The following is a 20,130-nucleotide window of genomic DNA, read 5'->3' on the forward strand; positions in this document are numbered from 1 at the left end:
AAAGTTTTACCGCGGTATTACATCTCCACCTGATTTAGAAACCATCATATCAAGAAATCTTGTACCCATTAGACCAGACCGACATCGTGAAAGATACCAGTCAGCAAGAATCTTTAGAGGTTTCTTATATAGAGTAGCATAAAAATGAAAAGTTAAAAATGTTATTTAGGCAGATATACAATCTGTCTTCTTTTAATGTCTAAAAAAGGAAAAAACGAGATTGAAGCATATCACTTCAATCTCGTTTTCTTCATCGTAGCCTCCACCGCAATGTTAACTTAATGACATTGGTATATCATACCGAGCCTTTTTTCATTTCTTCCGCAGATGTATTTTTACAAAAGAGATTTTCCAAACTCATAAGCCTCCCGCTTTTCCTCTTCTTTGCCTTCTGCTTCACCCATGTCATTTATTCCGCCGCAGAACAGTGAACCTTTAAATGAAGCTTTCTCAAAACACTCTACCCAACCATTCAGACCACTGACAGCTTTCTCAGGAACAAATGTCTCATCTTCAGCAGCAGTCGAAAGCATATAGACATTACGAAATCTATAGTCAGAAGGATAAAGCGGATTAAGTCTGTCAAGGAGAGTTTTCATCTGTCCGCTCATCTCGTAATAGTAGATAGGGGTCGCAAATACAAGCGTGTCTGCATTCTTTACTTTTTTCGCAATCTCCACAGCATCATCATTTATCACGCACTTCTGCGTCTTTTGGCATGCAAGACATCCTTTGCAGAATCCAACTGTTTTGTCCTTGAGGCTGATGACTTCCACATCATGTCCCGCAGCTTTTGCTCCATCAGATACTTTATCTGCCAGAATATCAGAATTGCTCTTTGCTCTAAGACTTGTCTTTATTATCAAAATCTTACTCATCGTCACCTCTCCTTATTTCAGATATTCATTAAAGAAGCTCTCAAGTTTGTCAAACGGAATATAATCCTTATCTCCTCCATCATACAGATCTGTATGAACTGCATCTGGAATGATCATCAGTTCTTTATTATCAGCATATTTGCTGTCCTTTATCATGTCGGCATAAGCGTCTTTACTGAAGTAGCAGGAGTGAGCCTTCTCGCCATGTACAAGAAGCACTGCACTTCTGATTTCGTTGCTGTATTTAAGGATTGGCTGATTCACGAAGGATTCACAGCCTATCATATTCCATCCATCATTGGAATTAAGGGAACGGGCATGATATCCACGATCAGTTTTGTAGTAATCAAAATAGTCTTTTACAAAGAAAGGTGCATCTGCAGGTAGAGGATCTACAACGCCTCCAGCGCGCTTATATTCTCCATTCTTTAAATCTTCAAGACGCTGAGCGCACATAGCCTTCTTCGCTTCATATCTCTTGTCTTCACTGTCATCAGCATCAAAGTAACCTTTTGCATTAACTCTTGTCATGTCATACATGGTCATTGCAGCCGTAGCTTTGATTCTTGTGTCAAGCGCTGCCGTATTGATAGCCATTCCGCCCCATCCGCAGATTCCTATGATTCCTATTCTTTCCGGATCTACCTTTTCATTAAGTGAAAGAAAATCAACTGCAGCCATAAAATCCTCTGTATTGATATCAGGTGATGCCATATATCTTACGTTGCCGCCTGACTCTCCTGTAAAAGAGGGATCAAAGGCTATTGTAAGAAATCCTCTTTCTGCCATAGTCTGAGCGTATAATCCTGAACACTGCTCCTTAACAGCTCCGAAAGGTCCTGATACTGCAATAGCCGGAAGCTTGCCATCTGTATCCTTTGGTATATACATATCTGCCGCAAGAGTTATCCCGTAGCGATTTGCAAATGTCACCTTGCTGTGTTCTACCTTCTCACTCTTTGGAAAGGTCTTATCCCACTCTGTTACTAAATTAAGTTCTTCTGTTCTGATCATCATTTGATACCTCCGTCATCTCTGCTTCATTTCGTTTTCGATTTTTCTTAGCATGAAATCCATGCAGTCAACTTTTCTTCCACATTCGTGGTACTCGTCCATGGCTCGGCATCTTTCTTTTTTCAGAAGCCTTACCATTTCATCGATACTGCCTGACTCAAATCTTTCCAGAATAGCGTCTGTTGCCTCATTACAGCATCCCGCATCTGAAAGGCTTTGCTTTAGATATTCTTTATCCATGAGTATTCCTCATTTCCATGTAACTATTTCACTTACAATTCTATTGTATGAGCTTGTAAGATTTTTTGCTAATAGTTATAATGAATATCATATTATTCCATTTTGGCATATCATTTAGCATTGAGCAGTACAGGAAAGGAAGCACCATGGAAATCAGGACTTTAAGATATTTTTTAGCTGTAGCAAGAGAAGAAAACATGAGCAGAGCCGCTGAGATACTGCATGTGACTCAGCCAACTCTATCCAAACAATTAAAATCATTGGAAGAAGAATTGGGTAAGAAGCTATTTACAAGGCACAGTTTCAGTATAAAGCTGACAGAAGAAGGAATTCTTCTCAGAAACCGCGCAGAAGATCTTGTGAGCATGGCTGATAAAATCGAGCAGGAATTTGTTTCACTTGATGACATAAGCGGAGGCGATCTTTACCTCGGACTTGCAGAATCTTATCAGCTAAGATTCCTTGCAAGAGCAATCAAGACCTTTAAAGAAAGCTATCCCAACCTCCATTATCACATCACAAGTGGTGATACAGAGCAGCTATCTGAAAAAACAGAAAAAGGGCTTCTTGATTTTGTTGTTCTGGTTGAGCAGCCGGACATCAGAAAGTATGAATATATAGAATTTCCACAGGCTGATACCTGGGGACTTATCATTCCTGAAAATGACCCTCTGGCAAAAAAGGAATCCATTGGTTTGGATGACCTGATAGGATTACCTCTTTTCTGCTCAGATCAGGCTTGGAACGGAGATATAAAGAAATGGGCCGGGAGCAGATTTTCAGAGCTACAGCTTGAAGGATCTTTTCGTCTTTCCTACAATGGCTCTATTTTCACAATGGAAGGTCTTGGGTATCTTCTCACCTATGATCACCTTATTGATACATCAAAAAACAACGGCCTTGCATTCAGACCGTTGTCTCCTAAACTTGAAAACAAAATATATTTCGCATGGAACCGCTATCAGGCATTTACACCTATAGCAGAAAGATTTTTATCGCACCTAAAAGTTCTAGTGTTATAACCCATCTTTTTGGACTACTAACCCCGACAATCACTCATTAAGTGAAGGCAATACTTTTTGCTCAATAAATTCAACTCTGTCAAAGATTCTCGGCTTAAATGTACCTGTCATTCCAACCGATACATTTTCCTCTTTGTTTACATAGATAATATTTCCGCTGTCACCAATTGCCGCATATACATCTTTGTCATCGTAAGGCTTATACCATAAGTATCCATAGTTCATGAATCCAAAGCGCTCACCAAGCTTGAGATGGGGAAAGAGCATATCTTTCAGATATTCTTCTGAAATTATTCTATTTCCGTTAAACAGGCCATCATTCAACACCATAGCGCCGATTACAGCCATATCTTTCGCTGACATACATAATCCCCAGCCCGCAGTAACGCAGCCCCGAGGGTCGCTGTACCATTCATATTTCCTTGGATTCTTATTCATGAAAAAATCAAACTGATCTTCTTTGGAGCTGTCTCCATGCGCTATTCGCTCAGGAAGGTTCAACGGCACAAACAGATTATTGTTAGCAAAATCAATGCACTTCTCATCGGCTGCCTTCTCGATTATCCCTGCCAAAATCTGAATACCAAGCGTAGCATATCTGAACTCACCTGTAATTCCGCTACGTCCTCCGAGATAATCAAGTATCGCATATGTAAAATCCTGTGAAGTACACACCTTCTTCCAGGGTTCTGACCTGCCTTTATAAGGAGCTGTCATAGTGAGCAGCTGCCTAATTGTGACATCATATATGGTCTTCTCCCCACGCTTTACAATGTAATCAGGGAAAAAATCTATCACCTTTTGATCCAGGTTTTTGATATATCCCCCGTCCAAAGCAATCCCTGCCAGTAATGCCATAATACCTTTCGTCACGGAATTGACATTCATCGCATCTAGCGTCTTGAACCCATGCCAACAATCATCAAGTGCCACCTCATTGTCTTTAATGGCATAAATCTGGCATATGTTACTCTCGTTTCTGGTGCTTTCAGAAACGTATTTATGAAGTTGTTCTTTCGTCATAAAAAAGCCTCCTCTTAGGAAAGATTCAGACGTCCTAAGAAAAGGCTAATATGATTAAAAATTTTTTTCAAGAAAAATCTTAAAAATCTTTATATTCCAGGATATCATTTCAAAGACATCACATAGATCCGACAGCCTCATCATCTTCTTTCCGTTTCAATCATATATCTCATGCTACATATCTCCTTATCGCTTTCACCCACTGCTTCATCACAATCTTTGTTGGTGTATATTTTGAATAGATTCTAAAATAACTTGCAAAGGCTCCTGGTGTAGAAATATCCTTACCCTTTAGACAATCCCTCATAGCCTTTTTCACTACCTTTTCAGCACTGATCTTACCAGTATAATGTATCTTTTCGCCATCCTTCTCATCAGGAAGCATCTCCGTATCTATCCATCCAGGACAAACACACGTTACCGTAATCCCACGGCTTTTAAGCTCAACACTTACAGCCCTAGAAAGATTTTTCAGAAAAACTTTGCTGGCCGAATACATACTTAAATAAGGATTAGGTTGAAATGAAGATGCTGACGAAACATTTATTATCTTTGCCCCTCTCTTCATATATGGAATGCAAAGCGACATAAGAGCTGCAGGAGCACTACAATTAATCTTGCAAAGTTTCTCAATATCTTCCGTACCCTGCTTATCAAAATGACCCATATATCCAATTCCAGCGTTGTTGATCAGAAATCGAACGTCATCAATATTAGCTCGTAATTCTTTCCGTATTTTCTGCTTAATGACTTCAACTCCATCTGTACTAAAATCTGCAATAACAGGACGAATGATAGAATATTTTTTCCTAAGTTCTTCAAGTTTCTTCTCATTTCGTCCTACTGCCCATATCTCATCTATCTCGTCAATTTTTTGTATTTCCTTGATGAATTCCTGTCCAAGTCCGCCGGTAGCACCAGTAACGATTGCAATTTTTACCATAATGCCTCCCTACTTATCTTTAAGTAATAACCTTTTAATGTATCCTTTGTAACCAATCTCTTCGCCATTACGACAATATCTTTCTGTATGATCTCCATGCAAAAAACCTGTCACTTCTATCGTAAATTCATATTCTTCGTCATACCACTTTTTCATATTTCCTTATCTCCATTAGTCAATTATTCTGTAATTAATCTTACACAGGGCATATCATCTGAAGGTCAAATGGTTCTTCTTCAGCAATTTCTTTTATTGGGTTAACTGTCAAATCACTCCCCATCGCTCTGTAAAACGCAATCGTCTCCTCTGAAGAGCAAGCAGATATGTACAAAGCTTCCGCACCATTTTTTCTTGCTTCATCTTTTCCTACTTCAAATAATCGTCTGCCGATGCCTTGACCTCTACATTCAGAAGATACCTGCATCATATCAAGAATCATATATCGACCTTTTAGTTGTTTTAATAGACCTATAAAACCAACAACTCTATCATTTTCTAATGCAATGTATGTAATATATTCATCACTGCTTATTTGCTTGGCTACTGAACGTTTTTTATTTAGATCCCAATCTTCGGTATATTTGCATTCAATCAATATATATTCCCCGTCAATTCTGCGATATACCTTATTTACATCCTGTTTTCTGTTATATGAATCCAATGAATTTATAGAGAAATTCTTTTCTGATAATAATTCTATTTTAATCAAATAATAACCCTCCTCGCTATGTAACATTTATTATTAAAGTTTGAAAGAGATCGACAAATTTGTTAATCTTACTGCCTTCAATTATACAGAATCCACATCCAGCAAGAAATACACAATTTAAAAGTGATATTTTTCTACTCCCGAGCAGTGCTACATTCATTTTTGCTTCTAGCACTGCTCATTTCTCTTCTTCCGAATGGGCTTTGTGGATTTGGGATTTGTGATGCTACGGCAATATGCTATGAATAGTTACTTCTTACCGTAATATTTCGCTGAGATTGGACTGATTTTCTATTACTTATTTTAGTTTACTTTTGTTTATTAAAGTGTATTTCACCATATTTCAAATACGTTGCCAAGTTACGCCACACTGCCTGAAGTCATTACATCACAAATTCATATTCTCACTATTTTCACGTAATAAGCCATATCTCCTAAGTAATATCCTACTATTTTTTACCACTGTATCCCACCATTCTAAATTCATAGGGGTAATTCTCCACTTCAGGGCAGTACTGGAAACATTTTCTTCTCTAGCACTGCCTGACCCCACAAAACACTTCACAAAAAAGGAACGCTATCTCTTTCGAAATAACTGCCCTATGTAAATTATCAAGCCCTTTCGATTATAGAATAGCCCTATAAACTGCCGATTTGTCTTAGTCGATAATACTGTAATATAATATTGTTGATATTATTATTTAAATCATTTTTCTTCCCTTCCCCGGGCAATAAGCCAAATTGCAAATGCCAATATACTAATGATCATCACACTAAAACTATAGGGCATCCAAACAAACATGAACCTGTAGCTGATACGAGAGATCACAGGAATCAGAATCAAAACAATCAGAACCATGATCCCACCGTAAAGGCAAAGTTTCTTTTTCCTATAATCCAGCAACAATGCAATATACAAAGTCAAAAGTATCCCCATGACAAATAAAAAGTCTTGAAGCTCATGGCCAGACACACAGAGTCCAATTCTCGCATTCACTCCCATGTGCATACCATATATGCCATCGGCTATTCTTGTGGCAATATCCCCTGCAGAAGCAGACAAAACAAAAACCCCAAGATCACGCTCTCTGGAAATGATGATCTGTGTACTATAATTTGGATTGTTTCCCCCGTGGTGTACAGTTTCCGGATGTAAATTCCAACCTGCATAGTAATTATTTGCGTCTGTTATCTGAAAAGAATTAAAATCAATTTTTCCCCTGACATACCTCATCCATGTAACCAAATCATTAGTGTCAGAAACAAGATAGCCGGCTGCAGTATTTCCATAATAGGTTGGTGCATCATATTGCCACATTCCAAAAAAGCTAGCCTTACGTCCCGTAAAGATACGCTGTCTGTCAGAGTCTGAAGTCCTAAAAAATGACTCATTCATTCCTACATCTTTAAGAACAGTCTCTGTAATATAATCCTCGTATTTTTGACCGGTAACATTTTCAATAATAAGTGCAAGCACATCATAATTGATCGTTGCATATTCATGAACTTCGCCGGGTGCATGAGATAGCTTAACATCAGCTATTTTTCTAACAGTATCCTCTAATGTTATTTCTCCTTCACTGCCTTCCGGAATAAGCGAAATGGTCCATACCGGAATCCCGCTTGAATGATTCATAAGATGCCTGACTGTGACTACAGCATCACGACCTTTATACTGTGGCTTAAACCAGTCTATATAGTCTGTAACAGGTGAATCCAGTTTTATCACGCCTTCCTTCTGAAGATTAAGTATCCCCAGCCCCGTGAATGCCTTTGTCGTCGACCCTAATTCAAAAAGAGTATGCTCATCAACACTTTTTCCTGCAATATCACAGTATTCCAGATAAATGTTTTCATCGCCGTCCATTATTCCTACAGCGACTGCTCTGTTATGTGTCATCCTGGAGATTTTGTTGATATATTCCTGTTCATTTTGCAGGGAATATTCTTTTGAATCATAGTGCAAAACAAAGAAGATGACTGCAGTAATTATCATAATTATCAGAAGTATTCTTCTAAGTATTATTTTGCTTTGTTTCATAAAACTAATCCTTTTTAGTCTCGCTCCAACATCACAATGTATTCTGTGTTCCTTCTTCTAATTGTCTTTTTCCATTAAGCTTAAAGTTATGCGCCTCGTAAAAACGGATATCATCTTTGTTCTTCTCCAGGGTCCATAGTATAGCTTTCCTCCAGAATTCTCAGTCCTTCCTTATAATCCTGTCCTAAAACTTCCTGTGTCTTTTGGAAGTCATATTTCTCATGTAGTCTGTCATGAACCTTGAGGAACGCCCTCTTTCCATATTTCCTTATATATAATGCCTGAGCCTTTGCTGCATTTGCTCCGTCATTTGATGGAATATAGAACCCTTTATTGCAATTTTCGAGCTCATCACACTCATAACATCCGTCCAAATCTTTTTCCTTACAGCATTTCACATTCGGACATATTCTGTCCTCCGCACAGGTGGCAAAAGAGCAGACATTGTACTTCGTTCTGCAGGATCCGCACCACTCTGAAAGGAAACAGTGATTACAGGAAAAGCCACAATAAGCAACAGGATCAACACCATTTCGTGCTATCTTGCAGAGTTTATTCTTGATGCGGCGCATGGCTTCGATATGCATGATCCAGTGACGGCTAAATGGCATCTGAATCAGTCCTTTTATATCCTTTCCGCACCAGTAATCAATCAGCCAAAAGGCATTCTCATTCTCGCTGACGCATTTACTGCGGATAAGTTTTTCCTTTACATCGTCGCCGAATTTTTGCTTTAAATCCTTGTATGTCAGATTTCTAAGAATCTGATCCGTAGACTCCTTTACAGCTTTTACATACAGGTATAGCTCTTTGATATTCAGTTTTTCTGAAAACTCTGCAATCTCGTTTCCCTGAAGTTCATTACCCGTAGTAATAATAGGTGCGCCAATGCGATTATGAAAGTCATGTGTAAAAAGGATTTGACTATCCCCTGCTATCATCTCATGGGCAACTATATCTTCAATCCTGAAAATATGCCAGATAGAATAGGCAAGGGTTTTACTGTGATATCCATCTGCACCCGCAAAAGGCATTTTGGCAAAGGCCTCATCTGGGTATCCACTCACAATCTGAGTAATCTGCTCAAACATTTACTCGCGGAAAGCCAAAAGCTTCTGAATAGCATCTTTAAATGTTGCTTCCTTCGTCAACAATTTCTGTATTTCTTTATTGTTTTCTGACCATGATTTGTCCATAATCTATCTTCTCTCATCGGTTAATTCATCATTATTATTCCATTTTTCTTTCTTTTGCACTGTTGATAAGACCAAGAAGGCCTGCCTCCTTGATGAGAGCTATACCCTTGAATTCATCTCCGAGGACGATCAGATTGTCGCCTGTTTTAATATCGAAGAGTTTTCTTGCCTTGGCAGGAATAACAATCTGACCCTTATCTCCCACTTTGACCATTCCAAAGATATGCTTTCCTTTCGGCGGTATAACACATCCCAGGTTGTCCGAATCATTCTTTTCATATGATATAAGGTCGTCCATGGTTACACCAAAAAGGTCAGCCAGCATCTTACATCTCTCTATATCCGGCAGCGACTCTCCTGTCTCATATTTTGAAAGCGTCTGTCTTGATACGCCTATCTTCTCCGCAATATCCTCCTGTGACAAGTTATTAAGCTTTCTCAATTCCATGAGATTATCTGCAAAACTCATTCTTTCTTCTCCTTTTTTATTCCCAGAACACACCACCTTATGAAAGGTATGCGGCTTATGATTTCATACAGAAGGTATGAACCTGCGAATGCTGCTAATGTAACCAACAGGTATACGATGATGGGTGCAAGGGAAGGAAATAATGTATGCAGATACCATCCGCTGACCGCTATCATCAGATAATGGAATACATAGAGCCCCCATGATTTCTGGCACATCCACTTTGAGAAAGCATTCGTGAAATTGCCCCATTTTTTCATGAAGGCAAGTATACCGAGAGTTCCAAACCATGCGTATACATTGCACATGATTTTATCCAGAACCACGTGATCCGGATATGGCTGACCTTTATATAAAATCACGAAGGCTATGCAGGATGCGAGAGCAAGGATGCTTAATAGCAGCCAATTTTTGCCAAGTCTATCCATCACGACCTCATGAGACAGTACAAAGTAGCCAATCAAAAAGCCCAGTCCGTAGATACCGAATCTGTATACCACTATTATCGGTGTGTTAAGTATCTGCGCCGCTCCATATACGGGTATGACAAGAAGTATAAGTATCAAAAGATTGGCTTTGCCACAGATATTAAAGAATCTGTCCTTTTCAATCCTTCTGAGCAGTACCAGCATTAGGCTAAAGAGCCAGAGCATCTGAACGTACCACAGAGGACCTGAGCCGCTGACTGCCATTATCAGGAAAAGAATTGGCCCCGGTACGTTGTTCATGGAATTAAATGCACCAGACATCAGCATGTTGTAATAGCCAAGAATCCAGCCGAAAACCAGAAGGCCGATTGTTGATGGCACAAGATATTTTCTCGTTCTTACTCTGATGAATTCCTTTTCTGTTCGTTTAATTAGTTCATAGCGGGCTGACATACCGGATACCACAAACAGAAGTAACATGAACCAAGGATATACAATATATTGATATGTATCCTGGGGCTGATGTTCACTGAAAGGTCCGATGATGCCATGTTGTGTTACACCGTTGAATATGTAGATTACATGATAGATGACAACCAGCACTACTGTTATCCAACGAATATTATCCAAGTATATCTTTCTCATATTTATACCACCTTTGTTAAATAATATAACATTTTTCTTAATCATAAAAAAGTAAGCTCCGCCTGTCTACCAAGCGAAGCTTACACATTTTGCTTTTTTTGTTAAATTTGGTTGCGAAAGCATTATTACATAATGTGTTTGCTGTCGCGCTATAAAACAAACACAAATAAAAAACTCCCATGGATGCAAGCATCCAGGGAGTTTTGATTGCATTTCTTTTGCACCGCTTGTAGTTCGCGCAGATTACCTCTTTGAGAACTATTAATGAACTGAAAGTTCCGTATTTTAGGCATTTCTCCTTCAAGTTGCTGTTTACCTGCTGCGTACGGTAGAAAGTTCAGTGCTACTTTATGCTATTGCTTTAGTTCTTTTGCCAATTAAACAATAGTATGTCACCATGAGCATCAGAAAAGCGCCTATCCATGCAGATACTTCAGAAATGGCAATTCCCTTAAATCCGTTCCTTCCTACCAAAAAGCCAAAGATCAGTCTCATAATGACTTCGAGCCCGCCTGAGAGCATTGGTATAAAGGTATTGCCCAACCCCTGAACAGAGTATCTGTATACAAAAAGCCAGCCCAGGGCAAAAAAGCTTATTCCCATGATCGGCATGAAATCGGTACAATAACCGATTATCATGTTGTCAGTCAACAGCATCCTTGCCAGGCTTCTGGGCACAAATATCATAAGGAGCGATATAGGCACATTCACAAGTGTAGAGAGCATCAGACCCTGTCTTACTCCTGTGCGTATCCTGTCATATTTGTCAGCGCCCTTATTTTGCCCCACAAATGTCATCATGGAAAGACCTACGGACATTCCGAACTGCTCAAAGAGTGATGCAAATTTCATGCAGGCTGAATAGGCTGCCACATATGCGCTTCCCATAAGATTTACGAAGTACTGCAATACCATGGCCCCTGCAGCTGTGACCGAATTCATAAGTGCCACAGGAAGTCCTATTTTCATCAGTTCAACCAATATATTCTTTTCATCTGCTATTTCTGACGTGTCTTTTCCCAGACTCATAAAATCGATGGTTCTAAGCTTTTTAAGGCACAAAAGGTATGATACAAACTGAGAGACCACTGTTGCCACTGCTGCTCCGACAACTCCTGTGCCAAAGGCCATTATGAAAATAATATCAAGCATGATGTTCACGAGTGATGAGCAGATCATAGCAGTGAGGGGCGTTCTGGAATCTCCCATTGACTGGAGAATTGTAATCTCAAGGTTATTAATAACCGTCACTACAATTCCCAATAAGATCACAGCAAAATATCTATACGAATCGTCAAAGATATCTTCAGGAGTGTTCAAGAACGTCAGCATCTTATTGAGCAAAGAAACGCATACAACAGTAAAGGCTATTCCAAACGTGATACTGAGCTTCTTGGCTGCTCTGATGTATGCATTCAGCATAGCCATATCGTTTTTTCCAAAGCTCTGGGCAAAGGTTATGCCAAATCCTCTGGTCATCCCCACAACAAATCCAAGTATAAGGAAGTTAAGTGTCCCGGTTGCCCCAACAGCAGCCAGCGCCTGATCCGAGATTCCCTTGCCAACTATAATGCTATCCACAAGACTATATAGTTGTTGGAAAAGGTTTCCCCATAATAAGGGCAAAAAGAACAGTATGATCTGTTTCATACTGTTTCCTGAGGTCATATTTTGTGTGGTCTGTTCTGTATTTGTCATGGCCGCTCTCTTTGGTCTTTCAAATGATTTCCGGGATTCATTTCAAACGTAGTTTCTATGCCCTTATTCTTGTATTGATTATAAACTTTTCCGGTCTTATCTTCAACTGTGCTAAGAAGCGTGTTGCGAGTGCGTGCCTCTCTATCGCCAAGGGAAAAATATATTGTTTTTCACAAATATGTATTTACAGCAACCAATTTATTGCTATTTAGTTTTATCCTCTATACAACCCCATTGAAAATCCCATAGAATCAATGTTTCTCTATTATTAAACATAAAAAGAGCCATCCAATCGGATGACTCTCTTGTATAATGCTTTGTAATCTCGTATAGAGAAACGATTATCTCTTTGAGAACTGAGGTGCGCGACGTGCAGCCTTTAAACCGTACTTCTTACGCTCCTTCATACGAGGATCTCTTGTAAGGAATCCTGCAGCCTTAAGTGTAGGTCTGTACTCAGCATCTACCTCAAGGAGTGCACGTGAAATACCGTGTCTGATAGCACCAGCCTGGCCAGTGTATCCGCCACCCTTAACGTTAACGATAACGTCAAACTTCTCTACAGTACCTGTAGCTACAAGTGGCTGACGAACAACTACCTTTAATGTCTCAAGACCAAGGTACTCGTCGATATCTCTCTTATTTATTGTAATCTTACCTGTGCCAGGTACAAGATATACTCTAGCAACTGAAGACTTTCTTCTACCAGTTCCATAATACTTTGTTGTATTCTTAGCCATGATCTACCTCCTATTAAAATGTAAGCACTTCTGGCTTCTGTGCCTGCTGCTTGTGATCTGGTCCAGCGTAAACGAAAAGCTTTGTGTACATCTGACGACCAAGTGGTCCCTTTGGAAGCATGCCCTTAACAGCGTGCTCGATAACTCTCTCAGGATGTGTGTTAAGCATTTCCTTAAGAGTTGTCTCCTTCATACCACCAACGTAATCTGAGTGATGGTAGTAAACCTTCTGATCAAGCTTCTTACCTGTAACCTTAATCTTCTCTGCATTAACTACGATAACATAGTCACCACAATCAGCGTGTGGAGTGAAGACTGGCTTATTCTTACCTCTTAAAACCTTTGCAACTTCTGCACAAAGACGACCAAGTGTCTGTCCTTCTGCATCAACTACATACCATTTTCTCTCAAGCTGAGATGGGTTTGGCATATAAGTATTCATGAGAATTCCTCCTTAAATAAATCTGTAAAAAAGCTTCCTGCCGGTGATGTCCGGGCACCCACAAGAAATGTTATAGTAAAACCTGTCTCCGGGCTAATGGACACAAGTCTCCTTACTACATCAACCGTTACATTGTACTATAGGAATCATATTACGTCAACACAAAAATTGTATTTTGGAGTAACAAAAAATACCCTTGGTGCACAAAGTAACCAAGGATATTTTAACATCATTTACTATTCAATTTCAATGGAAATATTATCAACTGAGCCAACTCCATTAAAGCCGAACTCTACACTTCCACCATTTCCAATAGATGTGTTCCAGTCTACTGGTGTAATAACATAATAGTCGCCAGATTCCTTAAGATTTACATTCCAGATTGAATCAATCTTTGCTTGGCTTTTTTTGATTTTTGCAGTCCATCCGTTTACCTGATGGCCTGTAGAATTAGAAACCTTTACAGATGCTGTATAGCCTGAGCCCCAGCTGTTTACTGTAGCAGTTGCCTCAAGCCCCTTTGTGCTTACAGATGGTGTAGGTGTTGGAGCTGGTGTTGGCTGAACTGAAGGAACATCTGTCTGTGTGCCAGAAGCTGGTCCCTGGCATGGTTCAAATATCCACTCCTGATTTGGATTACCATAGTATAGCCACTGGCATACATTAGTACCATCAGTCTTTTTATGTTCATAAACATCTATATATTTAGTAGCTGAGGAAACCTTTGTGCCGATGGTATAAACACCAGATTTTTTTGTATTCTTAACTACAAATTTTTGAGCATCTCCTGAATATCCATGGTAAATACCGATATTTGCACCATCCACATTTTCTGCATTGGCCACATCAAGCATAAAGTTTCCAAGGCCAGACTTTAATGTGATATATCCGTCAGATGTGTTTTCAACATACCACTTCTGTCCATCAGCGCCTGTTCCCTTGAAGATGCATACGTTTGTACCGGCTTCTGCCTTGTCGCCCTCAACAGCCAGATATCTCTGAGAATTTGTATTCTTCAAATAATACCAGCCATTATCAATGTGAGCGGTGCTGTTGTTATTAACATTCTCTGTGCTAGGCGCAGGTGGTGGAGTAGGTGTTTCTTCTACAGGGAAGAACTGCCAATTGTTAAAGTTCATCAACGAACCACCGTTGCCCTTAAATGCAAAATACAAATCGTGGCGTCCGCTGACATTATTTACATCACAGTATTCTGTAACATATTTCTGCCAGTTGCCTGTGTTAGGAACCTTGATTGTACCTACAATTCTTCCTGTAAGTGAATCAAGGTGAAGCTCAATTGTTCCGCCGCCTACTGGTGATGCAACTCTCGCTGCAAATGCCTTAGCGCCCTTGCCAAAATCAACGTTTCTTACTTTAATCCAATCATTGTTTTCGATGAAGGCTACATTCTGCGTACCCTCCCCACAAGCCTCTGTCTTAACACCGCTTGAGAAGCAGATTGTTTCAGCCTCTACCCTTGTGTATGGGTTAAGAGTTGCTATTGGATTTGGTCCAGATGTAGACATCTTAATGGTTGGGAAGCTTCCATCTGGATTGTACTTGAACTCCTCCACTGCTACTGAACGAGCAAATCCGCTACCACCTGGAAGCGCTCCATTGTGATAGAAGAAATATGAGTGTCCCTTAAAATCTACAACACCACAGTGATTTGTGAAGCTTCTACCTTCTGTTGGCATGATTACGCCTCTGTAGGTCCATGGACCAGTTGGTGATGTACTTGTAGAATATGCGATGTGTTCTGGAATACCATTACCAGAGAAAAGCATGTAATAAAGGTTACCTCTCTTGTAGAACCATGGTCCCTCCTCGTATGCACTGGCACGTCCTGGGTATGGTCCAAAGCTTTGAGTTGTTGTGTTGACCTTGTTGATTCCACCTGAATATGAAATCATGTTTGGATTAAGTTTTACGTAGCATAAATTTGGATTTCCAAAATAGAGATATGCCTGTCCGTTTGAATCCACATAAACTGTTGGGTCGATGAAGCCATAACCCTGGCAAAGTGGATGTCCTATTGCATCCTTGAATGGGCCTGTTGGACTATCGGATACAGCCACTCCGATAGAATTGCCACCCTGTTTTGCAATGACAGGAACATAATAATAGAATTTGCCGCCTCGTTCTACGACTTGGCCAGCCCAGGCATCAGACTTTGCCCAGCTGAAGGTGTTAAGTGAACAAACAGTTCCATGGTCTGTCCAGTTAACCATGTCCTTTGTTGAGTAGCAGTGCCAGTCTCTCATGTCGTAGTACTTGGCTCCGTCCTCATCATGTCCGGTGTACACATACAGCGTGTCCTTGTACACCATTGGTGCGGGATCTGTGGAATAGATTGTTTGCACAATCGGATTATCAGCCTTTGCCACAGATGGATTAGCCCCAGCAAGAATAATTGCTGCGGCCATCAACCCTACTATCCCCCTCATTTTTTTCATTTCTTTTCTCCCTTTCTCTCCCCTTATTTTTATTCATAACTCTCCTAACGCCAATTATACCATAATAATATTATTATGTGGTTCTATATAAAATATTTCTAAAAATAAAAGAGCTTCCAGTAGTTGGAAGCTCCATAACATATAATTGTTCCAGGAATATAACACCTCATCCGCCCCTTCGGGGCACCTTCTCCTCAAGGAGAAGGCTTTATTCTTCGTATTCAATTCCTATCATGGTAAGGCCGTGAGCTGGGGCTGTTGGGCCGGCAAGCTCACGGTTGCGACCACGGAAAATTTCAAGCATATACATTGGTTCCATTTCACCGGCACCTACTTTGATAAGAGTACCTGCAATGATTCGAACCATATTGTAAAGGAATCCATCTCCTGTAAGGCGGATGTGGATTACGTCATCCTCCTTGTATACTTTTGCAGTGTAGATGGTACGAACACGGGATTTTACCTGTGCCTTTACAGATGAAAATGAAGTGAAGTCATGCTGACCTATAAGATAGGCCGCTGCTTCATTCATCTTATCTACATCTAAATCGTAATAGTAATGGAATGTATCCTTGCGCTTGGTTGGGTCTGGCATCTTGCGGTTTAAAATCTTGTATTCGTATGTCTTGCGGCAAGCTGCATATCTAGGATGGAAATCATCCTCAACCTGGCATGAATACTGAACTACAATATCGTCTGGAAGGCGCTGATTAAGTGCAAAGCTGATTTTATCGGCAGGCATTCTGGAATTAGTATCAAAAACTGCTACATTGCCAAGCGAATGCACGCCTGCATCTGTACGGCTTGCGCCCATAATAGATATAGGCTCCTGCAAAAGATCTGTAAGAGCCTCGTTTAATTTCTGTTCTATTGTCACTCCGTTTGGCTGAATCTGCCAGCCGCTATAGTTTGACCCATCGTAGGCCACTACTATCATTACTCTCATATTATAAAACTACCTTTACCGCATAAAAAATGATTATATAAGCTACTATACAAATATAAGCTCTCTGATCAAGTGAGCTGTATTTAAGTGGGCGCATTTTAGTTCTGCCCTCACCACCATTGTAGCATCTTGCTTCCATTGCGTATGACAAATCGTTGGCACGTCTGAAGGCTGATACGAAAAGTGGAACCAAAAGTGGAACCATGTTTTTAGCCTTTTTGATAAGACCGCCTGATTCAAAATCAGCACCACGGGCCATCTGCGCCTTCATGATTTTATCAGTCTCCTCAATGAGGATTGGTATAAATCTAAGGGCAATAGACATCATCATTGAAATCTCATGAACTGGAACGCCAAATTTCTTCATAAATCCTAAAGATTTCTCCAAACCATCTGTAAGCTGATTTGGTGTGGTTGTAAGTGTCATTAAAGATGTACCGATTATAAGAAGAATCATACGGCTGGTCATAAGCACTGCGTTCTTAAGTCCCACATCACTGATTGTTAAAAAGCCAAATGAAAAGATGGTAATACCAGGTGTCAAAAACAAGTTAAACAAGCCTGCGATTATCAGCAAGACAACTATGGACCTAAGTCCTTTAACCATAAATGAAAATGGCACATGGCTCATTTTTATAATTCCAAAAAGTGTAAGTAAAACTATTGCAAATAAAACAACATTATCCACAGAAAACAAAGTGATAATAAAAACTAGTGTAGAAAACAGCTTCACTCTAGGGTCCAATGAATGGAGAATAGACTTTGCTGGATAATATTGTCCTAATGTTATTTCTCTAAGCATATTTATAAATTCCTTTTTTAGTCAAATCCAAAACTGGTATCTGCTATTAATTCAACGCCTTTAAAATAGAATCTCTGGCCTCTGTAACTGTAGTTGCACTTGCATCTACATCAAAGCCTGCATCTATCAAATCGTTCATTACGTATGTAACCTGAGGAGCTGCAAGTCCCATTTTCTCAAGCTCCTTGTAGTGAGCGAAAACTTCCTTTGGTGTACCATCAAATGCTGGGCGACCTGCATCCATAACGATGATTCTATCAACATAGTTGGCAACATCCTCCATTGAATGAGATACAAGGATAACTGTGTCGCCGCGTTTTTCGTGCATGTCCTTGATAAGACCTAAGATATCATCACGTCCCTTAGGGTCCAGACCTGCTGTTGGCTCATCCAAAATAAGAACTGCTGGCTTCATGGCGATAACACCGGCAATAGCTGCACGACGCTTCTGTCCACCAGAAAGCTCGAATGGGGATGCCAGATATAATTCCTCTGGAAGCTTAACCAGACCAAGTGCCTCATAGGCACGCTTTATCTGTTCCTTTTCATCCAAGCCCTGATTCTTAGGGCCGAACTGAACATCCTTAAATACTGTAGTTTCGAAAAGCTGATGCTCAGGGTACTGGAATACCATACCCACCTGAGTACGCAAATCCTTCAAATCAAAATCCTTATCGTAGATATCCTGCCCACGATAATAGATATGACCGTCTGTAGCCTTAATAAGGCCGTTCAAATGCTGAACAAGTGTAGACTTGCCACTACCTGTGTGGCCGATAACACCAATGAACTCGCCCTCTTTTATTGAAAGGCTAACATCGTCTAAGGCTGTAACCTCGTAGGCTGTTCCTGGCGAATATTTATATGATGCATGGTCAAGAATGAGTACGTTGTCACCAAATGATTTTTTATCTTCTGGCTGTGATGCAACTGATGCCTGACCTGCTGCTAGCTTGCGTAAGTTTAATTGGCAAAGAGCCTCTAACAATTCCTTTCTAGTAAGAATACATTCAGGAATCTGAAGGCCAGATTTTCTAAGCTCATGCGCCAAAAGTGTAACCTGTGGCACATCAAGGCTGTGCTCCTTTAGAAGCTCAACATCCTTGAAAATCTCTCTTGGGGTGCCTTCCATGAAGACCTTACCCTTTTCCATTACAAATACATAATCAGAATCAACAACCTCTTCCATGTAATGTGTAATGAGAATAACTGTAATTCCCTTTTCACGGTTAAGAGTGTGAACTGCTCTAAGCACGTCTGCTCTTCCATCTGGGTCAAGCATGGCTGTTGGCTCATCCAAAATAATGCACTTTGGCTCCATGGCCATAACGCCTGCGATGGCAACACGCTGCTTCTGACCACCTGAGAGCTTGTTAGGTGAATGGCTTCTGTATTTTTGCATTCCAACCATCTTGAGAGACTTGTCTACGCGAACAAGAATTTCTTCAGTTGGCACGCCGATATTTTCTGGGCCGAAGGCCACATCCTCATCTACAACAGAAGCGATTATCTGATTGTCAGGGTTTTGGAAAACCATGCCAGCTGTTTGACGAACTGCAAATGTATACTCGTCATCAGATGTATTCATTTCATCAACCCAAATAGTGCCCTCCGATGGAGTTAACAGAGCATTAATATGCTTTGCGAAAGTAGATTTACCAGAACCGTTATGTCCTAAAATGGATATAAACTGTCCTGGCTCTACATTAAGATTAACGTGGTCGAGGGCAGTGTGAATGCTTTCAACATTGCCCTCTTCGTCACGTCTTATATATTCATGTACTAAATCTTTAGATCTGATAATTGACATTGGTACCTGCTATTCCTTCCAGTCAAGTCTATGCAAATTACCCTCGGTCTCTAAATCGAGGAAGTCGTTTTGTCTCAGTGCCTCGTATAAAACTACGGCAACTGAATTTGATAAATTAAGGGATCTGATATCATGTCCCATTGGTATACGAACACAATTCTCCTCATTATCAACAAGGATTTCTTCAGGGATTCCTGCTGATTCCTTGCCAAACATTATGTAGCAGTCTGGTTCGTAATGAACATCTGTATGTTTTCTTTTGGCTTTTGTGGTAGCCATATAAACCTTAGCATCTGGGTTCTTTGCCTTGAAGTCTTCCCAATCATCATAGCGGAAAACCTCTAGCTTATCCCAGTAATCCATGCCGGCACGCTTTACTGTCTTATCTGTAAGCACAAAACCAAGTGGCTCAATCAAATGAAGACGAGTTCCTGTAGCACAGCATGTTCGCCCAATATTCCCCGTATTTGCAGGAATCTCAGGCTCATGTAATACAATATTTAACATTTTAAAACCTCTAGTCTGTGTACAGAGTGTTACGGCGACAATCCACCTCATCAGTCAGCTAAAGCTGACAGCTTCCCCTCAAGGGGAAGCCTTTTACATTCTGTTCTATACGTTTTTT

At 40.2% G+C, this 20,130-nt stretch carries 19 protein-coding genes and 1 pseudogene; 1 reads left to right on the forward strand and 19 read right to left on the reverse strand.

The window, feature by feature from the left end:
• Positions 1-335 precede the first annotated feature (335 nt).
• From BM097_RS10200 to BM097_RS10210, 3 genes are read right to left on the reverse strand one after another with little or no spacing between them, the layout of a single operon-like run.
• Positions 336-878 carry a flavodoxin family protein gene (locus BM097_RS10200; RefSeq protein ID WP_090548994.1) on the reverse strand — a complete coding sequence of 181 codons (543 nt, stop codon included), beginning with the start codon at positions 876-878 and terminating at the stop codon, positions 336-338.
• A 12-nt stretch (positions 879-890) separates the two neighbouring features.
• The gene (locus BM097_RS10205; RefSeq protein WP_090549153.1) at positions 891-1,892 is read right to left on the reverse strand and encodes an alpha/beta hydrolase; all 1,002 of its coding nucleotides are present in this window, start codon (positions 1,890-1,892) and stop codon (positions 891-893) included.
• A 15-nt stretch (positions 1,893-1,907) separates the two neighbouring features.
• A complete protein-coding gene (locus tag BM097_RS10210; RefSeq protein WP_090548997.1) occupies positions 1,908-2,132 on the reverse strand; it encodes a hypothetical protein in 225 nt (74 codons plus the stop codon).
• 146 nt (positions 2,133-2,278) lie between these two features.
• Here BM097_RS10210 and BM097_RS10215 point away from each other — a divergent pair, with 146 nt between their 5' ends.
• Positions 2,279-3,154, forward strand: coding sequence for a LysR family transcriptional regulator (locus BM097_RS10215; protein WP_090549001.1), 876 nt, complete (start codon positions 2,279-2,281; stop codon positions 3,152-3,154).
• 30 nt (positions 3,155-3,184) lie between these two features.
• Here the strand turns inward: BM097_RS10215 and BM097_RS10220 are convergent, their stop codons facing one another.
• The 16 genes and pseudogenes from BM097_RS10220 to trmL all read right to left on the reverse strand — a co-directional run bounded on the left by BM097_RS10220 (position 3,185) and on the right by trmL (position 20,012).
• Complete coding sequence (locus tag BM097_RS10220; RefSeq protein WP_090549004.1) at positions 3,185-4,177, reverse strand: serine hydrolase domain-containing protein; 993 nt, start codon at positions 4,175-4,177, stop codon at positions 3,185-3,187.
• 169 nt (positions 4,178-4,346) lie between these two features.
• The gene (locus BM097_RS10225; RefSeq protein WP_090549007.1) at positions 4,347-5,120 is read right to left on the reverse strand and encodes an SDR family NAD(P)-dependent oxidoreductase; all 774 of its coding nucleotides are present in this window, start codon (positions 5,118-5,120) and stop codon (positions 4,347-4,349) included.
• A 45-nt stretch (positions 5,121-5,165) separates the two neighbouring features.
• Positions 5,166-5,276, reverse strand: a pseudogene (locus BM097_RS10230) (TIGR04076 family protein); the annotation flags it as partial.
• A gap of 40 nt (positions 5,277-5,316) precedes the next feature.
• Positions 5,317-5,829: a GNAT family N-acetyltransferase gene (locus BM097_RS10235; RefSeq protein WP_242944694.1), complete on the reverse strand. Its 513-nt coding sequence runs from the start codon at positions 5,827-5,829 to the stop codon at positions 5,317-5,319.
• Between the two features lie 706 nt (positions 5,830-6,535).
• Positions 6,536-7,870: a serine hydrolase domain-containing protein gene (locus tag BM097_RS10240; protein ID WP_090549013.1), complete on the reverse strand. Its 1,335-nt coding sequence runs from the start codon at positions 7,868-7,870 to the stop codon at positions 6,536-6,538.
• A gap of 110 nt (positions 7,871-7,980) precedes the next feature.
• Complete coding sequence (locus BM097_RS16885) at positions 7,981-8,961, reverse strand: DUF3795 domain-containing protein (protein WP_330389623.1); 981 nt, start codon at positions 8,959-8,961, stop codon at positions 7,981-7,983.
• Positions 8,962-9,100: 139 nt separating this feature from the next.
• Positions 9,101-9,535 carry a helix-turn-helix domain-containing protein gene (locus BM097_RS10250; RefSeq protein ID WP_090549016.1) on the reverse strand — a complete coding sequence of 145 codons (435 nt, stop codon included), beginning with the start codon at positions 9,533-9,535 and terminating at the stop codon, positions 9,101-9,103.
• A complete protein-coding gene (locus tag BM097_RS10255; protein ID WP_177197432.1) occupies positions 9,532-10,653 on the reverse strand; it encodes an acyltransferase family protein in 1,122 nt (373 codons plus the stop codon). Before BM097_RS10255 ends, BM097_RS10250 begins: the two co-directional genes overlap by 4 nt.
• A 303-nt stretch (positions 10,654-10,956) precedes the next feature.
• Positions 10,957-12,306, reverse strand: coding sequence for an MATE family efflux transporter (locus tag BM097_RS10260; RefSeq protein WP_090549018.1), 1,350 nt, complete (start codon positions 12,304-12,306; stop codon positions 10,957-10,959).
• 341 nt (positions 12,307-12,647) lie between these two features.
• The gene (gene rpsI, locus BM097_RS10265; RefSeq protein WP_028234846.1) at positions 12,648-13,046 is read right to left on the reverse strand and encodes a 30S ribosomal protein S9; all 399 of its coding nucleotides are present in this window, start codon (positions 13,044-13,046) and stop codon (positions 12,648-12,650) included.
• A 13-nt stretch (positions 13,047-13,059) separates the two neighbouring features.
• The gene (gene rplM / locus BM097_RS10270; protein WP_090549021.1) at positions 13,060-13,488 is read right to left on the reverse strand and encodes a 50S ribosomal protein L13; all 429 of its coding nucleotides are present in this window, start codon (positions 13,486-13,488) and stop codon (positions 13,060-13,062) included.
• 236 nt (positions 13,489-13,724) lie between these two features.
• A complete protein-coding gene (locus tag BM097_RS16690) occupies positions 13,725-15,947 on the reverse strand; it encodes a family 43 glycosylhydrolase (protein WP_090549024.1) in 2,223 nt (740 codons plus the stop codon).
• Between the two features lie 208 nt (positions 15,948-16,155).
• The gene (gene truA, locus BM097_RS10280; protein ID WP_090549027.1) at positions 16,156-16,893 is read right to left on the reverse strand and encodes a tRNA pseudouridine(38-40) synthase TruA; all 738 of its coding nucleotides are present in this window, start codon (positions 16,891-16,893) and stop codon (positions 16,156-16,158) included.
• 1 nt (position 16,894) lies between these two features.
• A complete protein-coding gene (locus tag BM097_RS10285; RefSeq protein WP_090549030.1) occupies positions 16,895-17,695 on the reverse strand; it encodes an energy-coupling factor transporter transmembrane component T family protein in 801 nt (266 codons plus the stop codon).
• 46 nt (positions 17,696-17,741) lie between these two features.
• Positions 17,742-19,505, reverse strand: coding sequence for an energy-coupling factor transporter ATPase (locus tag BM097_RS10290; protein ID WP_090549032.1), 1,764 nt, complete (start codon positions 19,503-19,505; stop codon positions 17,742-17,744).
• 9 nt (positions 19,506-19,514) lie between these two features.
• A complete protein-coding gene (gene trmL, locus BM097_RS10295) occupies positions 19,515-20,012 on the reverse strand; it encodes a tRNA (uridine(34)/cytosine(34)/5-carboxymethylaminomethyluridine(34)-2'-O)-methyltransferase TrmL (protein ID WP_090549035.1) in 498 nt (165 codons plus the stop codon).
• Positions 20,013-20,130: the final 118 nt, after the last annotated feature.

This window comes from Pseudobutyrivibrio sp. OR37 (assembly GCF_900113655.1).
GTDB lineage: Bacteria > Bacillota > Clostridia > Lachnospirales > Lachnospiraceae > Pseudobutyrivibrio.